This window comes from Geobacter pickeringii (assembly GCF_000817955.1).
GTDB lineage: Bacteria > Desulfobacterota > Desulfuromonadia > Geobacterales > Geobacteraceae > Geobacter > Geobacter pickeringii.
The window spans coordinates 2,230,118-2,248,743 of record NZ_CP009788.1 but is presented as its reverse complement, the minus strand read 5'-3'; the positions used below and the strand labels follow the sequence as shown (position 1 = coordinate 2,248,743).

Annotated in this window: 17 protein-coding genes; 10 read left to right on the top strand and 7 right to left on the bottom strand. The window is 56.8% G+C overall.

Features of this window, described 5'->3' with window-relative positions; translation table 11 throughout:
- Positions 1 to 594: 594 nt before the first annotated feature.
- Positions 595 to 1,689 carry an integrase domain-containing protein gene (locus tag GPICK_RS10115; protein WP_039742810.1) on the top strand — a complete coding sequence of 365 codons (1,095 nt, stop codon included), beginning with the start codon at positions 595 to 597 and terminating at the stop codon, positions 1,687 to 1,689.
- A gap of 221 nt (positions 1,690 to 1,910) precedes the next feature.
- On the opposite strand, the gene GPICK_RS10110 is transcribed toward GPICK_RS10115, so the two are convergent.
- Complete coding sequence (locus tag GPICK_RS10110; protein ID WP_039742808.1) at positions 1,911 to 2,267, bottom strand: helix-turn-helix domain-containing protein; 357 nt, start codon at positions 2,265 to 2,267, stop codon at positions 1,911 to 1,913.
- Positions 2,268 to 2,439: 172 nt separating this feature from the next.
- Here GPICK_RS10110 and GPICK_RS10105 point away from each other — a divergent pair, with 172 nt between their 5' ends.
- Together GPICK_RS10105 and GPICK_RS10095 are read left to right on the top strand one after the other, a co-directional pair.
- A complete protein-coding gene (locus GPICK_RS10105; protein WP_039742806.1) occupies positions 2,440 to 2,772 on the top strand; it encodes a hypothetical protein in 333 nt (110 codons plus the stop codon).
- Between the two features lie 361 nt (positions 2,773 to 3,133).
- A protein-coding gene (locus tag GPICK_RS10095; protein ID WP_407920188.1) for an IS3 family transposase occupies positions 3,134 to 4,251 on the top strand; the annotation gives its coding sequence in 2 pieces (ribosomal slippage) (positions 3,134 to 3,389 and positions 3,389 to 4,251; 1,119 coding nt in all).
- 25 nt (positions 4,252 to 4,276) lie between these two features.
- On the opposite strand, the gene lpdA is transcribed toward GPICK_RS10095, so the two are convergent.
- Together lpdA and GPICK_RS10085 are read right to left on the bottom strand one after the other, a co-directional pair.
- Positions 4,277 to 5,635, bottom strand: a complete 1,359-nt coding sequence (gene lpdA, locus GPICK_RS10090) for a dihydrolipoyl dehydrogenase (protein WP_039742804.1) — start codon at positions 5,633 to 5,635, stop codon at positions 4,277 to 4,279.
- A 16-nt stretch (positions 5,636 to 5,651) separates the two neighbouring features.
- Positions 5,652 to 6,095, bottom strand: a complete 444-nt coding sequence (locus tag GPICK_RS10085) for a MarR family winged helix-turn-helix transcriptional regulator (RefSeq protein WP_236685534.1) — start codon at positions 6,093 to 6,095, stop codon at positions 5,652 to 5,654.
- A gap of 371 nt (positions 6,096 to 6,466) precedes the next feature.
- Between GPICK_RS10085 and GPICK_RS10080 the strand changes: the two genes are divergently transcribed.
- The 5 genes from GPICK_RS10080 (at position 6,467) to arsS (ending at position 11,183) form a co-directional block, all read left to right on the top strand.
- The gene (locus tag GPICK_RS10080) at positions 6,467 to 7,054 is read left to right on the top strand and encodes a TetR/AcrR family transcriptional regulator (protein ID WP_039742802.1); all 588 of its coding nucleotides are present in this window, start codon (positions 6,467 to 6,469) and stop codon (positions 7,052 to 7,054) included.
- A 36-nt stretch (positions 7,055 to 7,090) separates the two neighbouring features.
- Entirely contained in the window at positions 7,091 to 7,621 is a 531-nt protein-coding gene (locus GPICK_RS10075; RefSeq protein WP_039742800.1) for a carboxymuconolactone decarboxylase family protein, read from the top strand.
- A 141-nt stretch (positions 7,622 to 7,762) separates the two neighbouring features.
- The gene (locus tag GPICK_RS10070) at positions 7,763 to 9,289 is read left to right on the top strand and encodes a mercuric reductase (protein ID WP_039742797.1); all 1,527 of its coding nucleotides are present in this window, start codon (positions 7,763 to 7,765) and stop codon (positions 9,287 to 9,289) included.
- 146 nt (positions 9,290 to 9,435) lie between these two features.
- Entirely contained in the window at positions 9,436 to 10,116 is a 681-nt protein-coding gene (locus tag GPICK_RS10065; protein WP_039742794.1) for a TVP38/TMEM64 family protein, read from the top strand.
- 107 nt (positions 10,117 to 10,223) lie between these two features.
- Positions 10,224 to 11,183, top strand: a complete 960-nt coding sequence (gene arsS / locus GPICK_RS10060; RefSeq protein WP_039745633.1) for an arsenosugar biosynthesis radical SAM (seleno)protein ArsS — start codon at positions 10,224 to 10,226, stop codon at positions 11,181 to 11,183.
- A gap of 169 nt (positions 11,184 to 11,352) precedes the next feature.
- On the opposite strand, the gene GPICK_RS10055 is transcribed toward arsS, so the two are convergent.
- The 4 genes from GPICK_RS10055 to GPICK_RS10040 all read right to left on the bottom strand — a co-directional run bounded on the left by GPICK_RS10055 (position 11,353) and on the right by GPICK_RS10040 (position 15,606).
- Positions 11,353 to 12,597, bottom strand: a complete 1,245-nt coding sequence (locus tag GPICK_RS10055) for a sigma-54-dependent transcriptional regulator (RefSeq protein WP_052263394.1) — start codon at positions 12,595 to 12,597, stop codon at positions 11,353 to 11,355.
- 112 nt (positions 12,598 to 12,709) lie between these two features.
- Positions 12,710 to 13,423 carry a hypothetical protein gene (locus GPICK_RS17830; RefSeq protein WP_039742793.1) on the bottom strand — a complete coding sequence of 238 codons (714 nt, stop codon included), beginning with the start codon at positions 13,421 to 13,423 and terminating at the stop codon, positions 12,710 to 12,712.
- A 347-nt stretch (positions 13,424 to 13,770) separates the two neighbouring features.
- Positions 13,771 to 13,989, bottom strand: coding sequence for a hypothetical protein (locus GPICK_RS10045; protein ID WP_039742790.1), 219 nt, complete (start codon positions 13,987 to 13,989; stop codon positions 13,771 to 13,773).
- A 54-nt stretch (positions 13,990 to 14,043) separates the two neighbouring features.
- Positions 14,044 to 15,606: an acetyl-CoA hydrolase/transferase C-terminal domain-containing protein gene (locus tag GPICK_RS10040; RefSeq protein WP_039742788.1), complete on the bottom strand. Its 1,563-nt coding sequence runs from the start codon at positions 15,604 to 15,606 to the stop codon at positions 14,044 to 14,046.
- 249 nt (positions 15,607 to 15,855) lie between these two features.
- Between GPICK_RS10040 and GPICK_RS10035 the strand changes: the two genes are divergently transcribed.
- Together GPICK_RS10035 and GPICK_RS10030 are read left to right on the top strand one after the other, a co-directional pair.
- Positions 15,856 to 16,467 (top strand): TetR/AcrR family transcriptional regulator, encoded by a 612-nt coding sequence (locus GPICK_RS10035; protein ID WP_039742786.1) that lies wholly within the window; start codon positions 15,856 to 15,858, stop codon positions 16,465 to 16,467.
- A 97-nt stretch (positions 16,468 to 16,564) separates the two neighbouring features.
- On the top strand, positions 16,565 to 18,574 hold the full coding sequence (locus GPICK_RS10030; protein WP_039742783.1) for a transglycosylase domain-containing protein: 2,010 nt from the start codon (positions 16,565 to 16,567) through the stop codon (positions 18,572 to 18,574).
- The last annotated feature ends 52 nt before the right edge of the window (positions 18,575 to 18,626 follow it).

Here is an 18,626-nt window from a genome sequence, read left to right as displayed (position 1 = left end):
TCCCACTCCACCTTCTACTTTAATCGACACTAACACCGTCAGCTTTGAGCGAGCCGGGACCCGGCGCTCTTTCACCGGAGCCGGCAAGGAACAGCGTTGGTGATTACATATAAGCCCTTGGCGCCAGCAACATGCCGATCGGAGGCGAAATTTCGGCATACCCGAAGCGCTGTTCCTGACTGCGAAGGGAAAGAGCGCCGGGGGCGAGGCGGCCACTGACGGGCTTTTACGAGCCGTTCACAAAGAGCCGCGATTGTCCGAAGCAATGATTTCCACCACCGGAATGATGAGCTCGGGAACTGCGCCCGGAGAATCCTCACTGTCCGCCTGTAACACGCGCGCCGTAGAAATACGGCCCCTATCCGACTTGGGTTAAAGGGGAGCGGCAATCACGGGGTCAAAAGACTCGACGCTTGAGAGGGCGTCTCACCGTGCCCGAGGTCTCACCGCTGGGTGAGTAACTAAGGGGTCCTGAAGGGGATTTTGCATACCACTCTACGATATCGAAAGAGGTGATGTGAGCCGAACGCCCATCTACATGGGCGCTGGGCCTGGGTCATCTGCCCTGATATCCCACGGAAAAGGAGGTGTAACATGGCGAAAGTAAAGGTAAGGATTCGCGGCAAGGATGGAAAGGTACACTCGGCACAGACTGTTGTGCCGCCTCCGAAACCAGGCGGGCCTTCAGGTAAGGTCTACAGGACACCACAGGCGGAGTTTCGCGCCGAGTATATGTCTAGTAGTAAACACACGATGGCCGAGGGAACGGCAAAAAAATTCCACGAAGCTCTGGATAGAGCTGGAGAATACATGCGCAAATACGAGGGGCTGAAGAGCTTTGCCGGCAATGGCATGAAGATGCCCCACGTCGACCGTTTCGTCGATTTTCTTCAGAACAGGTATGTATCTGAACACACTGGTCGGCCGCTCACGGACAAGTCCGTAAAAGATATACTGGGTCAATTCAGGAAGGTGTTAGTCGTGGTCGGCAAGGAGCACATGCTGCGGGACTACGCCTCCTATGGCCTCAGGGTCTCCCGCAAGGATCTCGAACGTCCTATTGCGTTCCCTGAGGACTGGAAAGTTGAACGGGCTGCTTTTCAGTCCCGCATGGAAGAGAAGGCTGAGTGGATCGGCGCCGCCGCCGAGTTGGGGTTGGCGTTTGGCCTGCGCGAGCAGGAGCGGATCAGATCGCAGGATGTCCTCACAAAAGTAGACGGCAAGTATTTTGCCACGCATAAGTGCGGCCCTCTGCAGCCAGTCACGGTCCGACAACTGACCGAACGCTACGGTCCCACCTTCCGCGACCGCCTTGAATTGGTACAGGACGGCAAGGAGTATCTTATCGTGCAGGGCGCTAAAGGGGGTCGCAATCGTGCTGCCGAAATCTTCAATGGTGCACGCAGGGCCGCTGTTGACCGAGTAAGGAATTATATCCTGGACCACAAGGCAGAGCACAAACAACACATGTCGATCATTCCCGACAGATACACATTAAAGGAAGGGCGTGATCGGTACGGCGATGCCCAACAGAAGTGCGGCGGGACGAAGGAAAATCTGCTCCATTCCCATGCCGACCGGCACTGGGACGCGCAACACCTGAAGGCTCAAGGCTGGAGCAACGAAGAAATAATTGAAGACAAAGGGCATTCCGACCCGCGAAAGATTGCTTATTACATTCCAAGATAATAATATTGGAAGGGAACTAACAGAACGAGATGTCTAGTGTTGGTAACAAAATGTGCATTTAACGGGTCATGCCGGGTATAGGCTGTCAATCGGCATTTTATGACACCAATTGATGTGAGTGGGACTGGAGCCTTACGGGCCCTGTTCGAAACTCACCGACGAAAAAAGGGGGGTGGGAATCTTTTGATTCCCACCCCCCTTTTTTGTGAAATCGGATCGTATTAACGTTTCCTCGCGGCCAGTTGAGCCAAGGCTATAACCAAACGCTTGTCTTCAGTACTTGAAATTTTGGTGAAAATTTCGAGTAGAGTCTTCTCATCGGAAGGGAGGGAAGCTGTACTAGCCCCCATAGCCTGTATGTCGGTTCTAAGAAAGAATGTAATCGGAACAGAAAGCGCGCGAGCAATTACCTGAATATTCTCAATATTTAACTTGTTCGTGCCATTTTCATAGCGTTGAATTTGCTGATACGAAACCTCAAGGATCTCTGCTAGCCGTTCCTGGCTAATTCCCAATTCCTTTCGGCGCCTCCTGATGGCTAGCCCTATTTCTTTGCTCGTTATTATGGCATTTTCCATCGCGAAACTATAACAAACAATATTTTACGGCTACCACCACTCAAAAAGAGCATTGTGTTTGCAAATGCACGTATAAAGTGTAAAATAAATAAGGTTATATGAATCCTTTCAGGAACAATCAGCCATTTTATGCATCTGATTGCTGTTAAGGCTGGGTAGGAGGAGGGATAGCGTGAGGAGAAGGTTGCTTAGTGCCCTGGTTACGATCTTGGTTGCGCAGGCCGCCATAGCTGCCGAGCCGGTGGGGCTTAATAAATTTTACGCGAAAATATCTGCTCCTTCCCTTGATTCCAGTACGAAACTGGATGTTGTCAAGGATCTGAAGCCGGCAGAACCAGCAGAGGGGCAGGACCAGAAGGCTGTTGCTGGAGATGAGGCAAAAACTGAGGAGGAACGGCCTATTGGTGTTGGTAGCATCGCTTCCGATGTCGGACATGCCGTCGCGGTATTCTTCAGTAGTGCTGTGAACGTGGCCAACGTACTGCGGAAGGTGTTTGGTCCATAATTACGCGCCGTTATTAATAAAGGAGGCTTTCAATGACTACTACGACTCAAAACTTGAATACCTGTAATGACGAGGTCCGGACCAATACTTCCGTTGCCCGTTGGACCCTTTCGGTTGCAGTTATCTCTCTTGTCGTATCGGGAGTCATTCCAATCCTTTTAAAGGTAAGCATTGCATCGTTTGCCATTTTTGCGATATGGCTCATTGGACGGTGTGCTCACAACATCAGGTACTGGCATACGAGGCCTCAACCGATTACTAAAGTTTCCGCTGAATGGCCTCACCCTTGACCTTCCCCCCAGAAACTGAACCATTGCAAGCTTAGTGATTTCGGTCTAGAACCTTCCGAAGGAGACTAGACATGAAAGCAAAGCGATTCACTGAAGAACAGATCATTGGCATCCTGAAGCAGGCAGAAGCTGGCATGAAGGTCGTAGACCTCTGCCGAATGCACGGCGTCAGCGATGCCACCTTCTACACTTGGCGCAAGAAGTATGGCGGGATGGATGTCTCCGACGCCAAACGCCTTAAACAGCTTGAAGACGAGAATCGCAAGCTCAAGCAGATGCTTGCCGAGGCCCTGCTTGACAACAAGATTCTCAAAGACGTCGTCTCAAAAAAGTGGTAGCACCCGCTGCACGACGGCACGTTGTGGAGTACCTGCGGCAATCCTACTCCATCAGCGAGCGGCGGGCCTGTAAGCTGTCGTGCCTTGACCGGAGCAGTTTTCGGTACCAGCCGAAACCGGACAAGAATACTGAACTGCGTATAAGACTGCGAGAACTGGCAGAGCAGCGGCGAAAATTCGGTTCTCCGCGATTGCATGTCCTGCTTCAACGAGAAGGACACCAGGTGAATCACAAGCGGATAGAACGGCTCTATCGTGAAGAAGGGCTGTCGCTACGTGGCAAGAAGCGGAAGAAACGCCTCAGCCATCTTCGAGTTGTGCTGGATTGGCCGCAGCAGGCAAACGAGCACTGGTCAATGGACTTTGTCTCCGACAGTCTGTGGAACGGCAGGCGGTTCCGTGTGCTGACCATCGTAGACGACCTGACCAAGGAATGCCCGGCACTGGAGGTGGATCACTCTCTGCCGGGGTTGCGGGTCACACGTGTTCTGGACCGACTAGCTTCGACCCGTGGCCTGCCCAAGGTCATCACCGTGGATAACGGTCCGGAATTCATAAGCAGGGCAATGGATGCCTGGGCTTACGAGAAAAAAGTAAGGTTGCGCTTCATTCAGCCGGGGAAACCGGTACAGAACGCTTATATTGAAAGCTTCAACGGCAAACTGCGCGAGGAATGCCTCAACGAGAACGTATTCATTGACTTGTACGACGCGAGAAAAAAGATCGAAGCATGGCGCAAGGACTACAACACATTCCGGCCGCACAGTTCGCTGAACAATTTGACGCCGGAAGAATTTGCCAACTCTTTACCCCAACAAGGCCAAATCACTAACTTCCAAATGGCTGAATGATGGGGGGAAGGTCATGTCCGCTGTTTTAGTTTAAATGACGCACTGCCAATGCGATATTTTTCGAATGTGTCGGATGGACATGTACCGCCTTGCCAATCTGTCCCACGGTCAGGCGGTTTTCCACGGCCAATGCCAATTCGTGAATCATCTCTGTTGCCGCTTCTCCGATAATGACCGCTCCGACTACGATGTTCGAATCTTCCTCGACAAACAGCTTGACGAATGCGGGGTCGACCTTGTCGACCACTGATCGGCCATTCGGCACCTGGGGCATCGTGAATGCCTTGATTCCGGCGTTTGTTTCGTTGACTCCCACCGCTGCTACCTCCGGAGAGCAGAAAGCGACTCGCGGAACAGTGGATTCCTCTAACGGGAGGCTATTCGACAATTGCATGTTATGAGCGAGCACTGTGGCTTCCTTTTCTGCCGCATGGGCCAGCATCAAGCCACCCGTAGAGTCTCCCACTGCGTAGATATGGGGGACGTTTGTCTGTGTGAATGCGTTTACGCTGATAGCACCCCGTACCGTCCTTACACCAATTGCTTCCAGATTCAGGCCACCAATATTCGGCTTGCGGCCGATGGCGACCAGTACCTTGTCAACCGTTACGGTTTCCCTGCTGTTGCCGTATTTCACGGTGACCTTGCCGTTTTCGGTCGATAACTGCTCGATCGCGGTTCCGGTCTTTACTCTGATCCCCTGTGCTTCAAAGGACTCCTGAAGCTTTTGACCGGCCTCTCTGTCCTCCCGCGGCAGTAGGGACTCCTGGGCTTCAACGAGAACAACCTCGCTGCCGAACGTATGGTACAGGGTGGCAAACTCGCAGCCCAATGCACCTCCGCCTACAATCAACAGCTTTTCAGGAAGCACCTTGTTTTTCAACATCTGGTCACTCGACAGGATGTACTCCCCATCGAAAGGCGCAAACGGGAGTTCAACCGGTTGTGAGCCGGTGGCGACGACGATTTGCTCGCCAGCTATCAGTTCGGTGCCGCCGTCTGCTTTGGTGATGAGTATTTCATGGGGCGACTGAAATGACCCTTGGCCGCGGAATACGGAAATTTCAGCTCCGTCAATCATCCCCTGAATACCTGCACGGAGTTTGTCGAGATCTTCATCGGTCACCGCACAAACCCGGTTTAAATCAATCGGAGGGACCGAGAAGTTCAGGCCGTATTTTGCCCCCTCCTTGGCGTAGCGGTAGGCCGTGGCAGCCTTCAGCAGAGACTTGGTGGGCATGCAACCTCGATTCAGGCAGGTCCCCCCCAGGCTTTCCTGTTCATCCTGAATCAGCGCTACCGTTTTTCCCTGTTGTTTCATCAAAAATGACGTATTTATCCCGCCTGGGCCGCCGCCTATAACGACAATGTCATAGCATTTCATTCCTCTTCTCCTCTGTTTATTTGTTGTGCTCCGGATTCTTCAAAGCATCTATTGCCCTGTCAATGAGCCGGTGAAGAATTTCCTGTTCTTCTGGTGACATTTCCAAAGTCATCTGGGCGATCACTTCATCCCGCTTTTCCTGCAGTGCGGTAACTGACGGCCGGGTTTCCTCAGTCAGGTAGATGCGGGATTGGCGTTTGTCCTGATCACATGCTGTTCGTGTGATGAGGCCGTCCCTTTCCATGCGCCGCAAGGTATTCGCCATAGTGGGTTGTTCCACCTGAACTTTTTCACAAAGCTCGGTTTGCGTCTGTCCTCCTTGCTCCCCCAGGCAGCAAAGTACGGGAAGTTGTCCCTGCGATACTCCGTACGGTTTCATTTTTTCATTTAATTCGACGATAAGCAGCCTGGCCAGATAATGCAGCTTGTAACACAGATCTTTATCCACTTTGGTTTCCATGGTTCCTCCAAAAAAGATAGCGAGCTATGTAAAAATACATAGCTCGCTATGCAATGTCAATCCAAATATCTTGGATACGGCTTCCTCGAACGTAGCTCCGAGACTCGTGCTCGTGCCGCGGCTGGTGAAAGAGTCGTATTGTCGTCGGTGAAGCCGATTCCAGGGTCTCCAATCGGCCTTTTCTGGGGTGTATACCGCGCATTCCATTTAGCTCCCTCTCATTTCGGGTCTTGTTGAGGCTCTAAGTCCTCGACCGGAGGCGGCACACCGCAACGGTAGTCGAAATGTCAGTCGACCGGAATAGTCCTCCTTGACAATCAGGAAATAGATGGAAGAATAAAACGAACGGTCGGTTTTTTGAGGGTGCCATTATGAAAACCAAAGGTGAAATGACTCGAGCAAAAATTCTTGAGGCCGCGCGTGAACTCTTCAATGTCAAGGGATTCACCGCAACTTCCATTAATGATCTGGTTGCAGCCACGGGTATGCAGAAAGGAAGCATCTACTTTCATTTTCCAGGAAAGGAGGCAATTGCATGTGAAGTTTTGAAGGATGCGTCTGACCAGTTTATGGCGTTTCTCGGCAGAGCGCTTGGAGGTGATAATCCCGGTGCCAGTATAGATAATTTCTTCCGTTGCGCGCTGGATAAACATCTGGCTACGGGCTTTGTCGGAGGCTGCATCTTTGGCAATACAGCCCTTGAGATGGGGGACTCTGATCCGGAATTTGCCGGAATGATCGACCAGGTTTTTGATGAGTGGATCAGCAGGGTCGCGTCAGTAGTAACGGAAGCCCAGAAAAGAGGGCAGATCAGAACCGATATCAGGTACGACGCATTGGCAAAGCATATTATTGCCACCGTTGAAGGTGGAATCATGATGTCACGACTGAAAAAAGATGAACGTCCCATGCGGGAGTGTCTGGACGCGTTAAGGATCACTCTTGATCTGCAAGTGTAGGTTTTTTCATTCTAACCGGTAAAGGAGAACGGGAAGATGGCAAGGATAGCGTCTGTCGAAGCAGGTACCGTTGAGCCTGAAGTAATGGCAATTTTTGCGGAAGTAGAGGGGACCTTCGGTATGGTGCCGAATCTGTTCAAGACGTACGCCCATCATCTTCCTCTGCTCCGGGCCAACTGGAACAAAGTAAAGAGTGTCATGGCAGAGGGGAGCTTGAGTCAGAAAACCAAGCAGGCCATTGCCGTTCTCGTTTCCAGAGACAACAGCTGTGCGTACTGCGTGGCTGCTCACACTGGTGCCTTACGGTCTCTGGGAGTTTCCGCAAACGAGATCAGGACCATTGAGGATGATCTTGACAAGGCCGACTTCAGCGAAAAGGAGAAAGCTCTTATCGCCTTTGCCCGCAAAGCGAATTTCTCGCCACTCAGGGTATCGGACGAGGAATTCGCAACTCTGCGCCGGACGGGAGCCACGGATGCGGAGATCATTGAGGCCCTTGGCGTCATGGAGCTTTTCACGGCCTTTAACAAATTTCTCGATTCGCTGCAGGTGGAGATCGATTTTTAGGGGATTTGATCGACGACGCGACAAGAAAAGGTCGCCTTCTGGGTGAATGCGTACAACATCGGTGCTATTAATCGACTTGATTGCCCGGATTCCAATTGGAATGCAACGACCTGAAAAGTGCGCATTGAGGAGGTGGCGGCCATGTCGATAATTCCTGATGTGCTTCCGCACGACGTCTACAACACTACACTGGTCGCCAATGTTCACCCGCCGGACTGGGTCAACCCCGAGCCAATCGGTCGCTACAACCTGGTGGTTATCGGCGCCGGCACGGCCGGGCTGGTCACTGCCGCGGGTGCCGCCGGGTTGGGGGCGAAGGTGGCCCTCATCGAGCGTCACCTTATGGGTGGAGACTGTCTGAACGTGGGGTGCGTTCCCTCAAAGGGGGTGATCCGTGCCTCACGGGCGATTTTCGATGCCCGGGCCGGAGGTGCGTTCGGTGTGCGACATACTGACGGGATCAGCATTGATTTCGGAGCCGTCATGGAGCGGATGCGTCGTCTGCGTGCCGAGATCAGCTCCCACGACTCGGCCCGCCGTTTCCGGGACGAGTTGGGGGTGGATGTCTTCATCGGTGAGGGGCACTTTTCCGGTCCCGATTGTGTCGAAGTGGAAGGAAAGAAGCTCTGTTTCAAACGGGCGGCCGTATGTACCGGGGCGCGGGCCAGCGTCCCTCCCATTCCGGGGATTGCCGAGGTCGGGTATCTCACCAACGAGACGATATTTTCCCTGACCGAACTGCCGCCACGTCTTGCCGTCATTGGCGGGGGGCCCATCGGCTGTGAACTTGCCCAGGCCTTTGCCCGATTCGGAAGCAAGGTTACCGTCATCGAATACGTAGCGCAGCTCCTCTCGCGGGAAGATGCCGACGCCGCCGAAACCGTCCGGCAAGCCATGGTCAGGGACGGGGTTGAACTCTGCCTGCAGGCCAGGATTCTCCAGGTGAGTCGCAAAGGGAACGACAAGGTTATTCAGGTGGAGCAGGATGGACGCACCTTGGAACTGAGCGTCGATGAAATACTGGTCGGCATCGGTCGGGCACCGAACGTTGAGGGACTCAACCTGGAAGCGGCGGGGATTGTTTATGATCCAAAACAGGGGGTCAGGGTAAACGAGCTGCTCAGGACCACGAATCCGCGCGTTTACGCTGCCGGTGACATCTGCTTCCCGTACAAGTTCACCCACACGGCCGATGCCCTGGCCCGCATGCTGATTGCCAATGCCCTGTTCATGGGGCGGCAGAAGACATCAGCCCTGACTATCCCCTGGTGTACCTACACCGATCCGGAGATCGCCCATGTGGGGATGTACGAAAAGGACGCACAGGAGAAGGGGATCGAGGTGGTGACGCTGACCGTTCCGCTCGCCGACATCGATCGGGCGGTGCTCGACGGCGAAGCGGAGGGATTCACCCGCGTTCATCTGCGCAAGGGGACGGACAAGATCCTCGGCGCCACCATTGTCGCCCGCCACGCGGGAGAGATGATCAACGAGTTTTCGCTGGCCATCACCAACGGTCTGGGGATTTCGGCCATCGGCAGAACCATCCATCCCTATCCGACCCAGGCAGAGGTCATCAAGCGGTTGGCGGATGCCTATAATCGGACGCGGTTGACGCCGCTTGTGAAGAGGGTGCTGGGTAGCTGGCTGCGGTGGCAGCGAAAATAGCGCCATCACAGGAGCATCAATATGGACTTCTTGACTGAATCCACCATCACCTGCCCGAAATGCGGGCCGATACTGGCGATCTTTGCAGGGATGACAGTCATCGCGCTGCTCCGGAAGTTGAGCCATAATGCGAAAGGAAAAGGGCCGTGAACACGAAAAAGATGCTAATAACCCTTGCCGGCATTATGGGCATTGGCCTGTTTTTCTGGTTCGACCTGCAGCGTTTTCTGACCCTTGAGGCGCTCAAGGCAAACCGGCAGGCGCTCATGGACTACTACGCCGCCCATCGGGTCGCCACCGTGGCCGGGTTCATGGCGGTTTACATCGTCCAGACCACTCTGTCGCTTCCCGGCGCAGCGGTCCTGTCGCTGGCGTCAGGCGCCATCTTCGGTTCCATCATGGGCACCGTCTATGCGAACATCGCCGCTACCCTCGGTGCCACCCTTGCCTTTCTGGTCGCCCGGTATCTGCTGCGCGATGCCGTGCTGAACAAATTCGGCGGCAAACTGGAAGGGATCAACAAGGAACTGGAAAACCGCGGTTTCAACTATCTGCTGTTTCTGCGGCTGGTGCCCGTATTTCCGTTTTTCCTGATAAATCTGGCGGCAGGACTGACCCGGTTGCCGTTGCGGACGTTTTTCTTCGGAACGATGGTCGGGATCATCCCCGGTGGGTTCGTCTACGTGAACGCGGGAGCCAGTCTGGCGACCATCGAATCGCTGTCAGGCATCGCTTCGCCGCGTGTGGTCGGGTCGTTCGCTCTGTTGGGGCTGTTTGCCTTGATCCCGGCACTGTACAGCAAATTCAAGGACAGGACGCGGGGATAATTGATAAAAGCGATACCCAACCAGCAAGCTTTGGAGGCTGTCTGTCAAGGAGAAACGGATCTTCCGGACCTTCTGGCGAGACAACATTACTAATGGTAGAGGTGAGAATGATCCCTGCATTTCAGGACCGGCTGCAATCGGTCAATTCCGAATTTGAAAACTTTGAGAGCCTGCAGACCTTACAGGTTAACCTGGGCACCATCTGCAACCTGCACTGCACGCACTGTCACGTCGATGCGTCTTCCCGAGGCAAGGAGATCATGGGAAAAGAGGTCATGTCGCAGATCGTCGAATATCTCTCCCGGCATCCTCAGCTCATTCTGGATATTACGGGCGGATGCCCGGAAATGAATCCGCATTTTCGTTTCCTGATCGAACAGACTGCCGGGTTAGCCAGTCGCCGCATGCTGCGCAGTAACCTGGTCATCATGGCTGAAAACGGGTGGCAATGGCTACCTGATTTCTGCCGTGAACAAGAGTTGGTCGTTGTCGGCTCGCTCCCCTGTTATCTGGAGGAGAACGTGGATCGTCAGCGCGGCAGTGGCGTGTATCACAAGAGCATTGAGGTACTGAAAAAACTGAAAGCGCTTGGTTATGGAACAGAACTGGAGTTGAACCTCGTGTATAACCCCGGCGGGAACTACATCCCCGGCCCACAGATGGAACTGGAAGAGGCCTACAAGGCTGAACTCAGAGCCCGGCACAGTATCATTTTCAATCACCTCTTCACCATCACCAACGCCCCGATAGGGAGGTTCAAAGAGCATCTTGAGGCCGATGGCTCATACACCGATTATCTGCGCAAACTCGCCAACCGTTTTAATCCCGATGCCGCCGGGAATATCATGTGCCGCACCCTGGTAAGCGTTGACTGGCGAGGAATAGTTTATAACTGCGACTTTAATCAGGCGCTCGGACTGCCAATAACAGCAGACGACGGTTCCGCGGTGACGCTTTCTGATCTTGATGGAGTTGTGATGAGCGGAAAGAAGATTCGTCTGTCCCAGCATTGCTACTGCTGCACCGCTGGTGAAGGGTCCAGCTGCACCGGGGCGCTCACACAATAGTTTTCGTTCAGGGAGGAGGCGATCTCCACATCCTCGAACGCCTCTTCTCCCCACGGGAACCAGTTTGCCGGGGTAGGCGTGCTGCAGGAGATAGGGACTCGTATACTCTGCCCAGCCGTCCGGGCAGGTGTGCGATTTTCCGGAGGGGGTTTTTCATATCCGGGGCTCCTTACTCTATGCCGAACTCCTTTAGCTTGCGGCGCAGGGTGAGGCGGTTGATCCCGAGAAGATCGGCGGTCTGTGTCTTGTTTCCCCCTGTCTGCCGGTAGATGAGGAGGATATGCTCCCGTTCCACCTCTGCCAAGGTCGTTACCTGCATGTCGCCAAGGGGCATTGCGGTCGGCCTGCTTCCGAGGGAGAGGTCCGCGGCGGTAATATCGCCACCCGGATGGAGGAGGACGGTCCGCTCCATGACGTTTCTCAACTCCCTTACGTTTCCGGGCCAGTGGTAGGAGAGGAGCTTCCGCCGCGCCCCATCGGTCAGGCGGCACGACTTACCGGGAGCGCGGGCCATGAACTCACGAAGGAACAGCTCAGCCAGCGGCGGTATGTCCTCTGGTCGTTCCCGCAACGGCGGGATGACGAGGGGGAAGACATTGAGGCGGTAGTAGAGGTCCTCACGAAACTGACCGACACCGATTCGGGCCGGAAGGTCACGGTTGGTAGCGGCGATGATCCGCACATCAACGGCAATTGCCCTGTTTCCCCCGACCCGCGTGATGGTGCGGTCCTCCAGCACCCGGAGGAGCCTCGTCTGGAGCCGCTCGTCCATTTCGGCGATTTCGTCGAGGAAAAGAGTTCCCCGGTGGGCCAGCTCGAATACCCCCTTCCTGGCGGCGCGGGCGTTGGTGAAGGCCCCTTTTTCGTGGCCGAAGAGCTCGCTTTCCAGGAGCGTTGCCGGGATGGCGGCGCAGTTCACCTTGACCAACGGCCCTTCGCAACGGCCGCTCCGGTAATGGATCGCCTCGGCCACCAACTCCTTGCCGACACCGCTTTCGCCGAGGATCAGAGCGGTTGTGGCGTCCGAGGCGGCCACCAGGTCGATCTCGCGCTTGAGCCTAGCAAGGGGGGGGGAGTTGCCGGTGATGCGGTCGAGGGAGCGGCGCAGGTGCTCCTTCTGCCCTTCACGGAAGGAAGCGACCTCCTGCCGCAGCTCCCGCGTCTCCAGGGTCCGGTTCACAACGAGGAGCAGCTCGTCCAGATCGAACGGCTTGTTGATGTAGTCCTGTGCCCCCAGCTTGAGCGCCCGGACCGCGGTCTGCACCTCGGGAAAGGCGGTGATCACGATGACCGGTGGCGCATCGGGGATACCCAGCTCGGCAAGGAGGTCGATCCCGGAGCCGTCCGGGAGGCGGAGATCGAGAAGCACCAGGTCGAAGGATGACCGCGACAGTTCCCGGCGCGCATCTGCCAAAGTCGCAGCCCCGACCGTTCCGTATAGTTCTTGCCGTGCAGTTTCCCCTGCTTGCCGCCGCTGGCGGTGTAGGGGGTGCCGTAGCCGTCGCTCTCCATGTCGCCGATGTAGCTCACCCCGGTCCGGCCCCCCGGTTGTGACAGTGGAGGCATTGATCGACCGGGATCCTGGTGGTGATCCGGTGGAAACGGGGACGTCCTTTTTCTCCCTTCGTGATAGCCTTGTCGTTTCCTTCATAAACACCGGCGTCTGAGTAGAGGACGTGGCAGGCCGCGCAGCCGGAGGCCCGGTAGTCGCCATCCTGCTGGGCACCGCCATTCCAGATGTGGCAGCGGAGGCACTGGTTGCGCAAGTAGTCGTCAGCCGGTGAATTATCCGGGCCTTCGGGCTTCTTCGGGTCATAGGAAGGGAGTCCTTTGAGGGCCTTTACTCCTTTCTTTGCGCCGGGATTTCCCACCGCTTGGTTGGCGTAGATTCCCTCGCGCCCCTGGGCTCCCCAGGCGTAGCGGGTGCCGCTGATCTTCCCTGCGCTCGTGGCGTGGAGGGACCTCATGGCGTTCTCCAGGTCTTTCGGATGGCAGGTGCCACAGGTCTTTGCCGCGACCCGCAGGTCGCCCGGGTTGGCGTACATGCCGGCGTGGGCTTGCTGCTTGTCGGCTGCGTCAGGGTTTCCCTTGTGGCAGCCGGTGCAGGAAAGCTTCCCCATCACCGGTCCGTCGGCGATCTTTTCGATCCCCTGGTGGCAGGTGAGGCACTTTTCCTGGGCGGCCCATCCGGGAACTGCGAGCGCTACCAGCGCTACCAGAATTAATACAAATCGGTTCATTTCAGTCCTCCAGTAGTTGAATACCTGGATTACTGCATTTAATTTGCCCGGATAAAATAGCCTTCAATATCAGATAGATAAATGTTTTCGGTATTGGTTGGTGGTGCAATAATAACCGCTGTCGCCGGTTCATAATTAAACAGCAAAGTCGGCGGTATCGTTTTTCTACCTGATTAGCGTCATTCTTTCGCTACAAAGAAATAACTGACGATTACAACCAGTCAGCTCCGGCTTTCGCAGGTACTTTCGCCGGCGGCCGGAGCTGACGTTTTTACACGACGGGGTATCAGGCCGATGAGGCCGGATACCTCGCTTTTGTTTCTACTGTTTTAGCTTTCCTTGGTGCGTCAGACGGCCGAATTGAACTCATCCATCTCGTGGGGGTCATAGGGGGCGTTGTTCGTTCCCCGCGGTGCTGACGCCTGATGCATCAGGTCATGCAGTGCGGCGATGGCCCGCGAGATGTGCGATGCCACCCGTATGTCGTGATTTTGGGCGTGGGCCTGCTCCATCGCCTGCAGTGCCGTGCTGATGAAATACCGGGGCAGCAGATCGGAATCACGCATCGTTATCTCCTTCGTTGTGATTGATGAAAGCAGTGTTCACGATGAATCCCGCCATCAGATATCCCAGCTGTCGATCTTCATGGTGCCGTTCTTGGCCAGGTTGACCTGCATCTTGAAGACCCGTTCGAGCATTTGCGGCTCATGGCCGGCTTTGCGGGCCAGGCACTCTTTCTTCGCCATGTCGAAATACTCCTGGAGCAGCGGTTTGTACTCCGGATGGGCGCACCGGTCGATAATGAGCTGGGCGCGGTTTTTCGGGTCGAGACCCCGCAGGTCGGCCAACCCCTGTTCCGTAACCAGCACGTCCAGGTCATGCTCGGTGTGGTCCACGTGCGGCACATGCGGAACGACACAGGTGATGCCGGTCGGATCGCTCTTGGTCGGCCGGGCCGACGGGGTGTGCATGATGGAGAGGTAGGCGTTGCGCAGGAAGTCGCCGGAGCCGCCGATGCCGTTGATCATCCTCGTCCCCCCCACCAGCGTTGAGTTGGCGTGGGCGTAGATGTCGAACTCGATGGGGGTGTTCATGGCGATGCACCCGAGGCGGCGGATCGGCTCCGGGTGGTTGGCGATGGAGAGGGGACGCATCAGGACTTTGTCGCTGTACTTCTCCCAGTCGCCGTAAAAGCGCTTGAACCCATCGACCGAGAAGGAGAGGGAGACCGTCGAGGCAAAATCGAGCTTCCCGGAATCGAAGAAGTCGAGCATGGTGTCCTGCAGCACCTCGGTCCAGACCTTGAGGCCCGAGAACGGTCCCTTGGCCAGGCCGCCGATGACCGCGTTGGCAATGGAGCCGACGCCGGACTGGAGCGGGAGGAGACTCTTCGGCAGTCGCCCCGCCTTCACCTCATGGGAGAAGAAGTCGATGATGTTGTTGGCGATCGCCTCGGAGGTGTCGTCCTGCTCGCTGAAGGAGCGGCCGTTGTCGGGGCGGTTCGACTCGATGATGGCGATGATTTTGTCCGTGTCGACCCGGACGTACGGGGAGCCGGCCCGGTCGTCAACCCGGCTGATGAGGTAGGGGAGGCGGTTGGGCGGGTTGATCGGCTCGATAATGTCGTGGAGCCCCTCGAAGCTTGGGATCGAGGTGTTGATCTCGATGATGATCCGGTCCGCAATCTGCACGATCTCCGGCACCGCGCCACAGGAGGCGGTCAGCACCAGCCCGCCGTTTTCGGTGATGGCGGAGCATTCGATGATGGCGATGTCGAGCTGCCCGCCGTTTTCCTTGGTGTAGAAGCCGTACCCCAGGTCCTGGGCGAACATGGAGAGGTGCTTGTCACCCATGCGGATCCGCCCTTCGTTGATGCCCGCCTGGATGTTCTTGCCGGTCTGGTAGGGCCAGCGGCGGTCGATCATGTCGAGGGAGGCCCAGCGGTCTTCGGTTTCGGCACCGACGGAGGCGCCGACGAAGAGATTGAACTTCAGCTTCCCCTGCAATCCGTTTTTTTCCACGTGATCGGCCAGGGCGATGGGGACCATTTTGGGGTAACCGGCGGGGGTGAATCCCGACCAGCCGACGTTCATGCCGTTTTTGAACAGCGGAATGACCTCGTCGACCGTTTTGATCCTCTCGCGGAGATTGGTTTTCCTGATTCTGGCGTGCAATTCCGACATCTGCCTGCATCCTCCTTCAGCGCTATAGTGGGTGCGTTTCGCACCGGGTGAGATCGGAGGCGTTTTGACCGCCCCGGGAATCACGCGATCGTGACAATGTGGTAAAAATCGAACGTTCGTTCGAATACATAATAACAGTACGATGTTTGATGTGCAACGGGATTGTCCGCCGCGTACCGAGAAAATTGGCTTTAGCGCGGAGTTTTTGCTACTCTCGGGGAGATAAATCGCGGGAAGGGCGAAAACAAGATGACCAAAACGGACTGCCGCAGCAAGTTGAGGGAGGTCGGTACCCGGCTGTTCGCCGAACGGGGGCTGCACGGTGTCAGCATCAGGGAGCTCTCTCAGGCTGCCGGGGTAAGCATTTCGATGATTTCCTATTATTTCGGCGGCAAGGAGGGGCTGTATGCCGCTGTTCTGCAGGAACAGTTCGCCTGTTTCGACCAGATCGACGAAATACGGCGGCTTGGGGCCGATCCGCTGGCCGTGATCGAGGCGTACATCCGGTGGACGATCCAGCGACACCGCAACAACCCCTATCTCCTGCGGTTCTATACCAGCGAGCTCACCAATCCCACCCCGTTCTTCCCGACCCACGTTTCCCCGGCCATCGGCAACGTTATCCGGATCCTCACGGAAGTCATCGAGGAAGGGGTGGCGCGGGAGCAGTTCCGGCGGGATATCCACGGCGTCAACGCAGCCCTGGCCCTTGCCGGGATGGTCAATTATTTCTTCCTCAGCACCATGGCAACCGAGGACCTCATCAGCCATTCCCCCGAGAAAGACGAAGAACTGGTCCAGCAGTACGTCGCGATTTTTGCCCGCGGCATCCTGACTGCGTTGCCGGAGCGGCGCCCGTAGCGAGGTGGGGCAGGTTTGACTTGCCGTCACGGTGCAGGTGTGACACACTTTTTCGGTGGACCGGATCCCATTCTCTCCGAAGGAGTTACCGCGTACCGTGCATTCTTTGCTCTCCGCCGTTGGCACCAGATCGATTCGTCTCGTCGTTGCCGGTTTTTTTCTTCTCCCGACCCTGCTCTCCGCAGCCTGGGGCCAGGAAAAATTCGCCACCTATCCCCTCCTGCCGTCCGGCTATTCATCCATCAGAGTATTCGACAACAAGGGGCGCTTTGCGGGCCGGATCCTTCCCGACAGGCGCTACTGGGTCTCCATCGACCGCATTCCGGCGTTTCTGCAGCAGGCGGTGGTGGCCGTAGAGGACTCCCGGTTCTACGAACATCGGGGCATCGACATCCAGGGGATCGCCCGGGCCCTGGTCAAGGATGTGGTCAAGGGGAGACTGGCCGAAGGGGGATCGACCATTACCCAGCAGCTGATCAAGAACCGCTATCTCTCCGGGGAAAAGTCCATCGAGCGAAAGCTCGAGGAAGGGCGGATGGCCCTGGAATTCGAAAAAAAATACACCAAGAAACAGATCCTTGAGATGTATTTCAACGAGATCTACTACGGCAACGGAGCGTGGGGGATTGCCCAGGCGGCCCGCCTCTATTTCGACAAGAACCCGGAGGAGCTGACCGACGCCGAGTGCGCCCTGCTGGCCGGGGTGCCGAAGAACCCGGGGCGCTACAACCCGCTGGGGAAATCATCCGACGTCAGCCGGCGGCGGGACGTGGTCCTCAAGCGGATGGCGGATCTCAAGGTGATCAGCGCGCGGCAGAAACAGAAGCTGCGCTCCCAGCGCGTTACCTTTACCCAGCCCACCCAGGCGCCGCAGTACCTGGCCCATGTCCGAAGCCGGCTGGTCGAGCGGTTCGGTCCGCAGATCATCGAGCAGGGGGGGCTGGACGTGACCGCCGCCATGGATCTGAACCTACAGCGGCAGGCGGAGAAGACGCTGCGGGAGGGGGTCAAGAAGGTTTCTCCCCAGCTGCAGGGGGCGCTGGTCTCCCTGGACCCCGCCACGGGTGATGTGCTGGCGGCGGTGGGGGGCGTCGACTCCGCTAAAAACGGCTATGACCGCGCGTTTCTGGCCCGGCGCCAGCCCGGCTCCGCCATCAAGCCGCTGATCTATGCCGCGGCGCTGGAAAAGGGATTTGTTGCCTCAAGTCTTTGGAATGACACCCCCGTGGCCTACTACAGCGGGAACAATCAGCTCTGGAGGCCGCAGAACTACGGGGGGGAGCAGTTCGGAGAGATCTCGCTGAGGCGGGCGCTGGCATACTCGAACAACGTCATTGCGGTCAAGCTGCTGGAGGCGATCGGCGTCCCGTACTTCGTGGATTTTGCGGCAAAGGTGGGACTTCCCCTGCGTCCGAACAATAATCTCTCCCTGGCCCTTGGCACGGATGAGGTCACCCTGAACGAGCTGGTGCAGGCCTATACCCCCCTGGCCACCGGTGGCCTCCGCTCCGAGGCGAGGATGATTGTCCGCATCTACGACCGCAACCGTCGGAGCTGGACGGAGAATCCCCCGGCAGTCACGCCGGTCCTTTCGCCGGCCGCCGCCTTTGTCACCACCCAGATGCTGAAGGACGTGATGGTGTACGGCACCGCCAAGTCCCTGAAGAGGTTCAGCCAGCAGCGGCCGTCCGCCGGCAAGACCGGCACCACCGATGACTACCGTGATGCCTGGTTCATCGGCTACACCCCCCAGGTGATAACCGGCATCTGGGTGGGGTACGACAAGCCCCGGCCGGGGGGGAGGGGCTTCACCGGCGGGGCGGTTGCCGCGCCGATCTGGGAACGGCTCATGCGCCCGGCCCTGGCGGGCAGGCCGGCGGTCGATTTCCCGAAACCGGATACGGTCGTCTCCGTCTCCATCGATCCCGCCACCGGCTACCTCGCCACGCCGGCCTGTCCGGAAAAACGCGATGAATTCTACGTCGCGGGAACCCAGCCGACCGAGTACTGCCCCCGCCATGGCGGAGAGCATCCCGTCACTCCGCCGCCTGTGCCGGCGGAGCCGGGCGGGGAGGGGCCGAAGGCCGGAGAAGCACCCGATCAATAGAGTGGAAAAGGAGATGTGGCATGAAGGTTCTGGTGGATTTGTGCGTCGTTCC

Coding starts and splice junctions, on each gene's coding strand:
- GPICK_RS10070 (WP_039742797.1), top strand. CDS start 7,763: ATGTCGATAATTCCTGATGTGCTTCCGCACGACGTCTACAACACTACA.
- lpdA (WP_039742804.1), bottom strand. CDS start 5,635: ATGAAATGCTATGACATTGTCGTTATAGGCGGCGGCCCAGGCGGGATA.
- arsS (WP_039745633.1), top strand. CDS start 10,224: ATGATCCCTGCATTTCAGGACCGGCTGCAATCGGTCAATTCCGAATTT.
- GPICK_RS10080 (WP_039742802.1), top strand. CDS start 6,467: ATGAAAACCAAAGGTGAAATGACTCGAGCAAAAATTCTTGAGGCCGCG.
- GPICK_RS17830 (WP_039742793.1), bottom strand. CDS start 13,423: ATGAACCGATTTGTATTAATTCTGGTAGCGCTGGTAGCGCTCGCAGTT.
- GPICK_RS10085 (WP_236685534.1), bottom strand. CDS start 6,095: ATGGAAACCAAAGTGGATAAAGATCTGTGTTACAAGCTGCATTATCTG.
- GPICK_RS10035 (WP_039742786.1), top strand. CDS start 15,856: ATGACCAAAACGGACTGCCGCAGCAAGTTGAGGGAGGTCGGTACCCGG.
- GPICK_RS10110 (WP_039742808.1), bottom strand. CDS start 2,267: ATGGAAAATGCCATAATAACGAGCAAAGAAATAGGGCTAGCCATCAGG.
- GPICK_RS10075 (WP_039742800.1), top strand. CDS start 7,091: ATGGCAAGGATAGCGTCTGTCGAAGCAGGTACCGTTGAGCCTGAAGTA.
- GPICK_RS10040 (WP_039742788.1), bottom strand. CDS start 15,606: ATGTCGGAATTGCACGCCAGAATCAGGAAAACCAATCTCCGCGAGAGG.
- GPICK_RS10115 (WP_039742810.1), top strand. CDS start 595: ATGGCGAAAGTAAAGGTAAGGATTCGCGGCAAGGATGGAAAGGTACAC.
- GPICK_RS10045 (WP_039742790.1), bottom strand. CDS start 13,989: ATGCGTGATTCCGATCTGCTGCCCCGGTATTTCATCAGCACGGCACTG.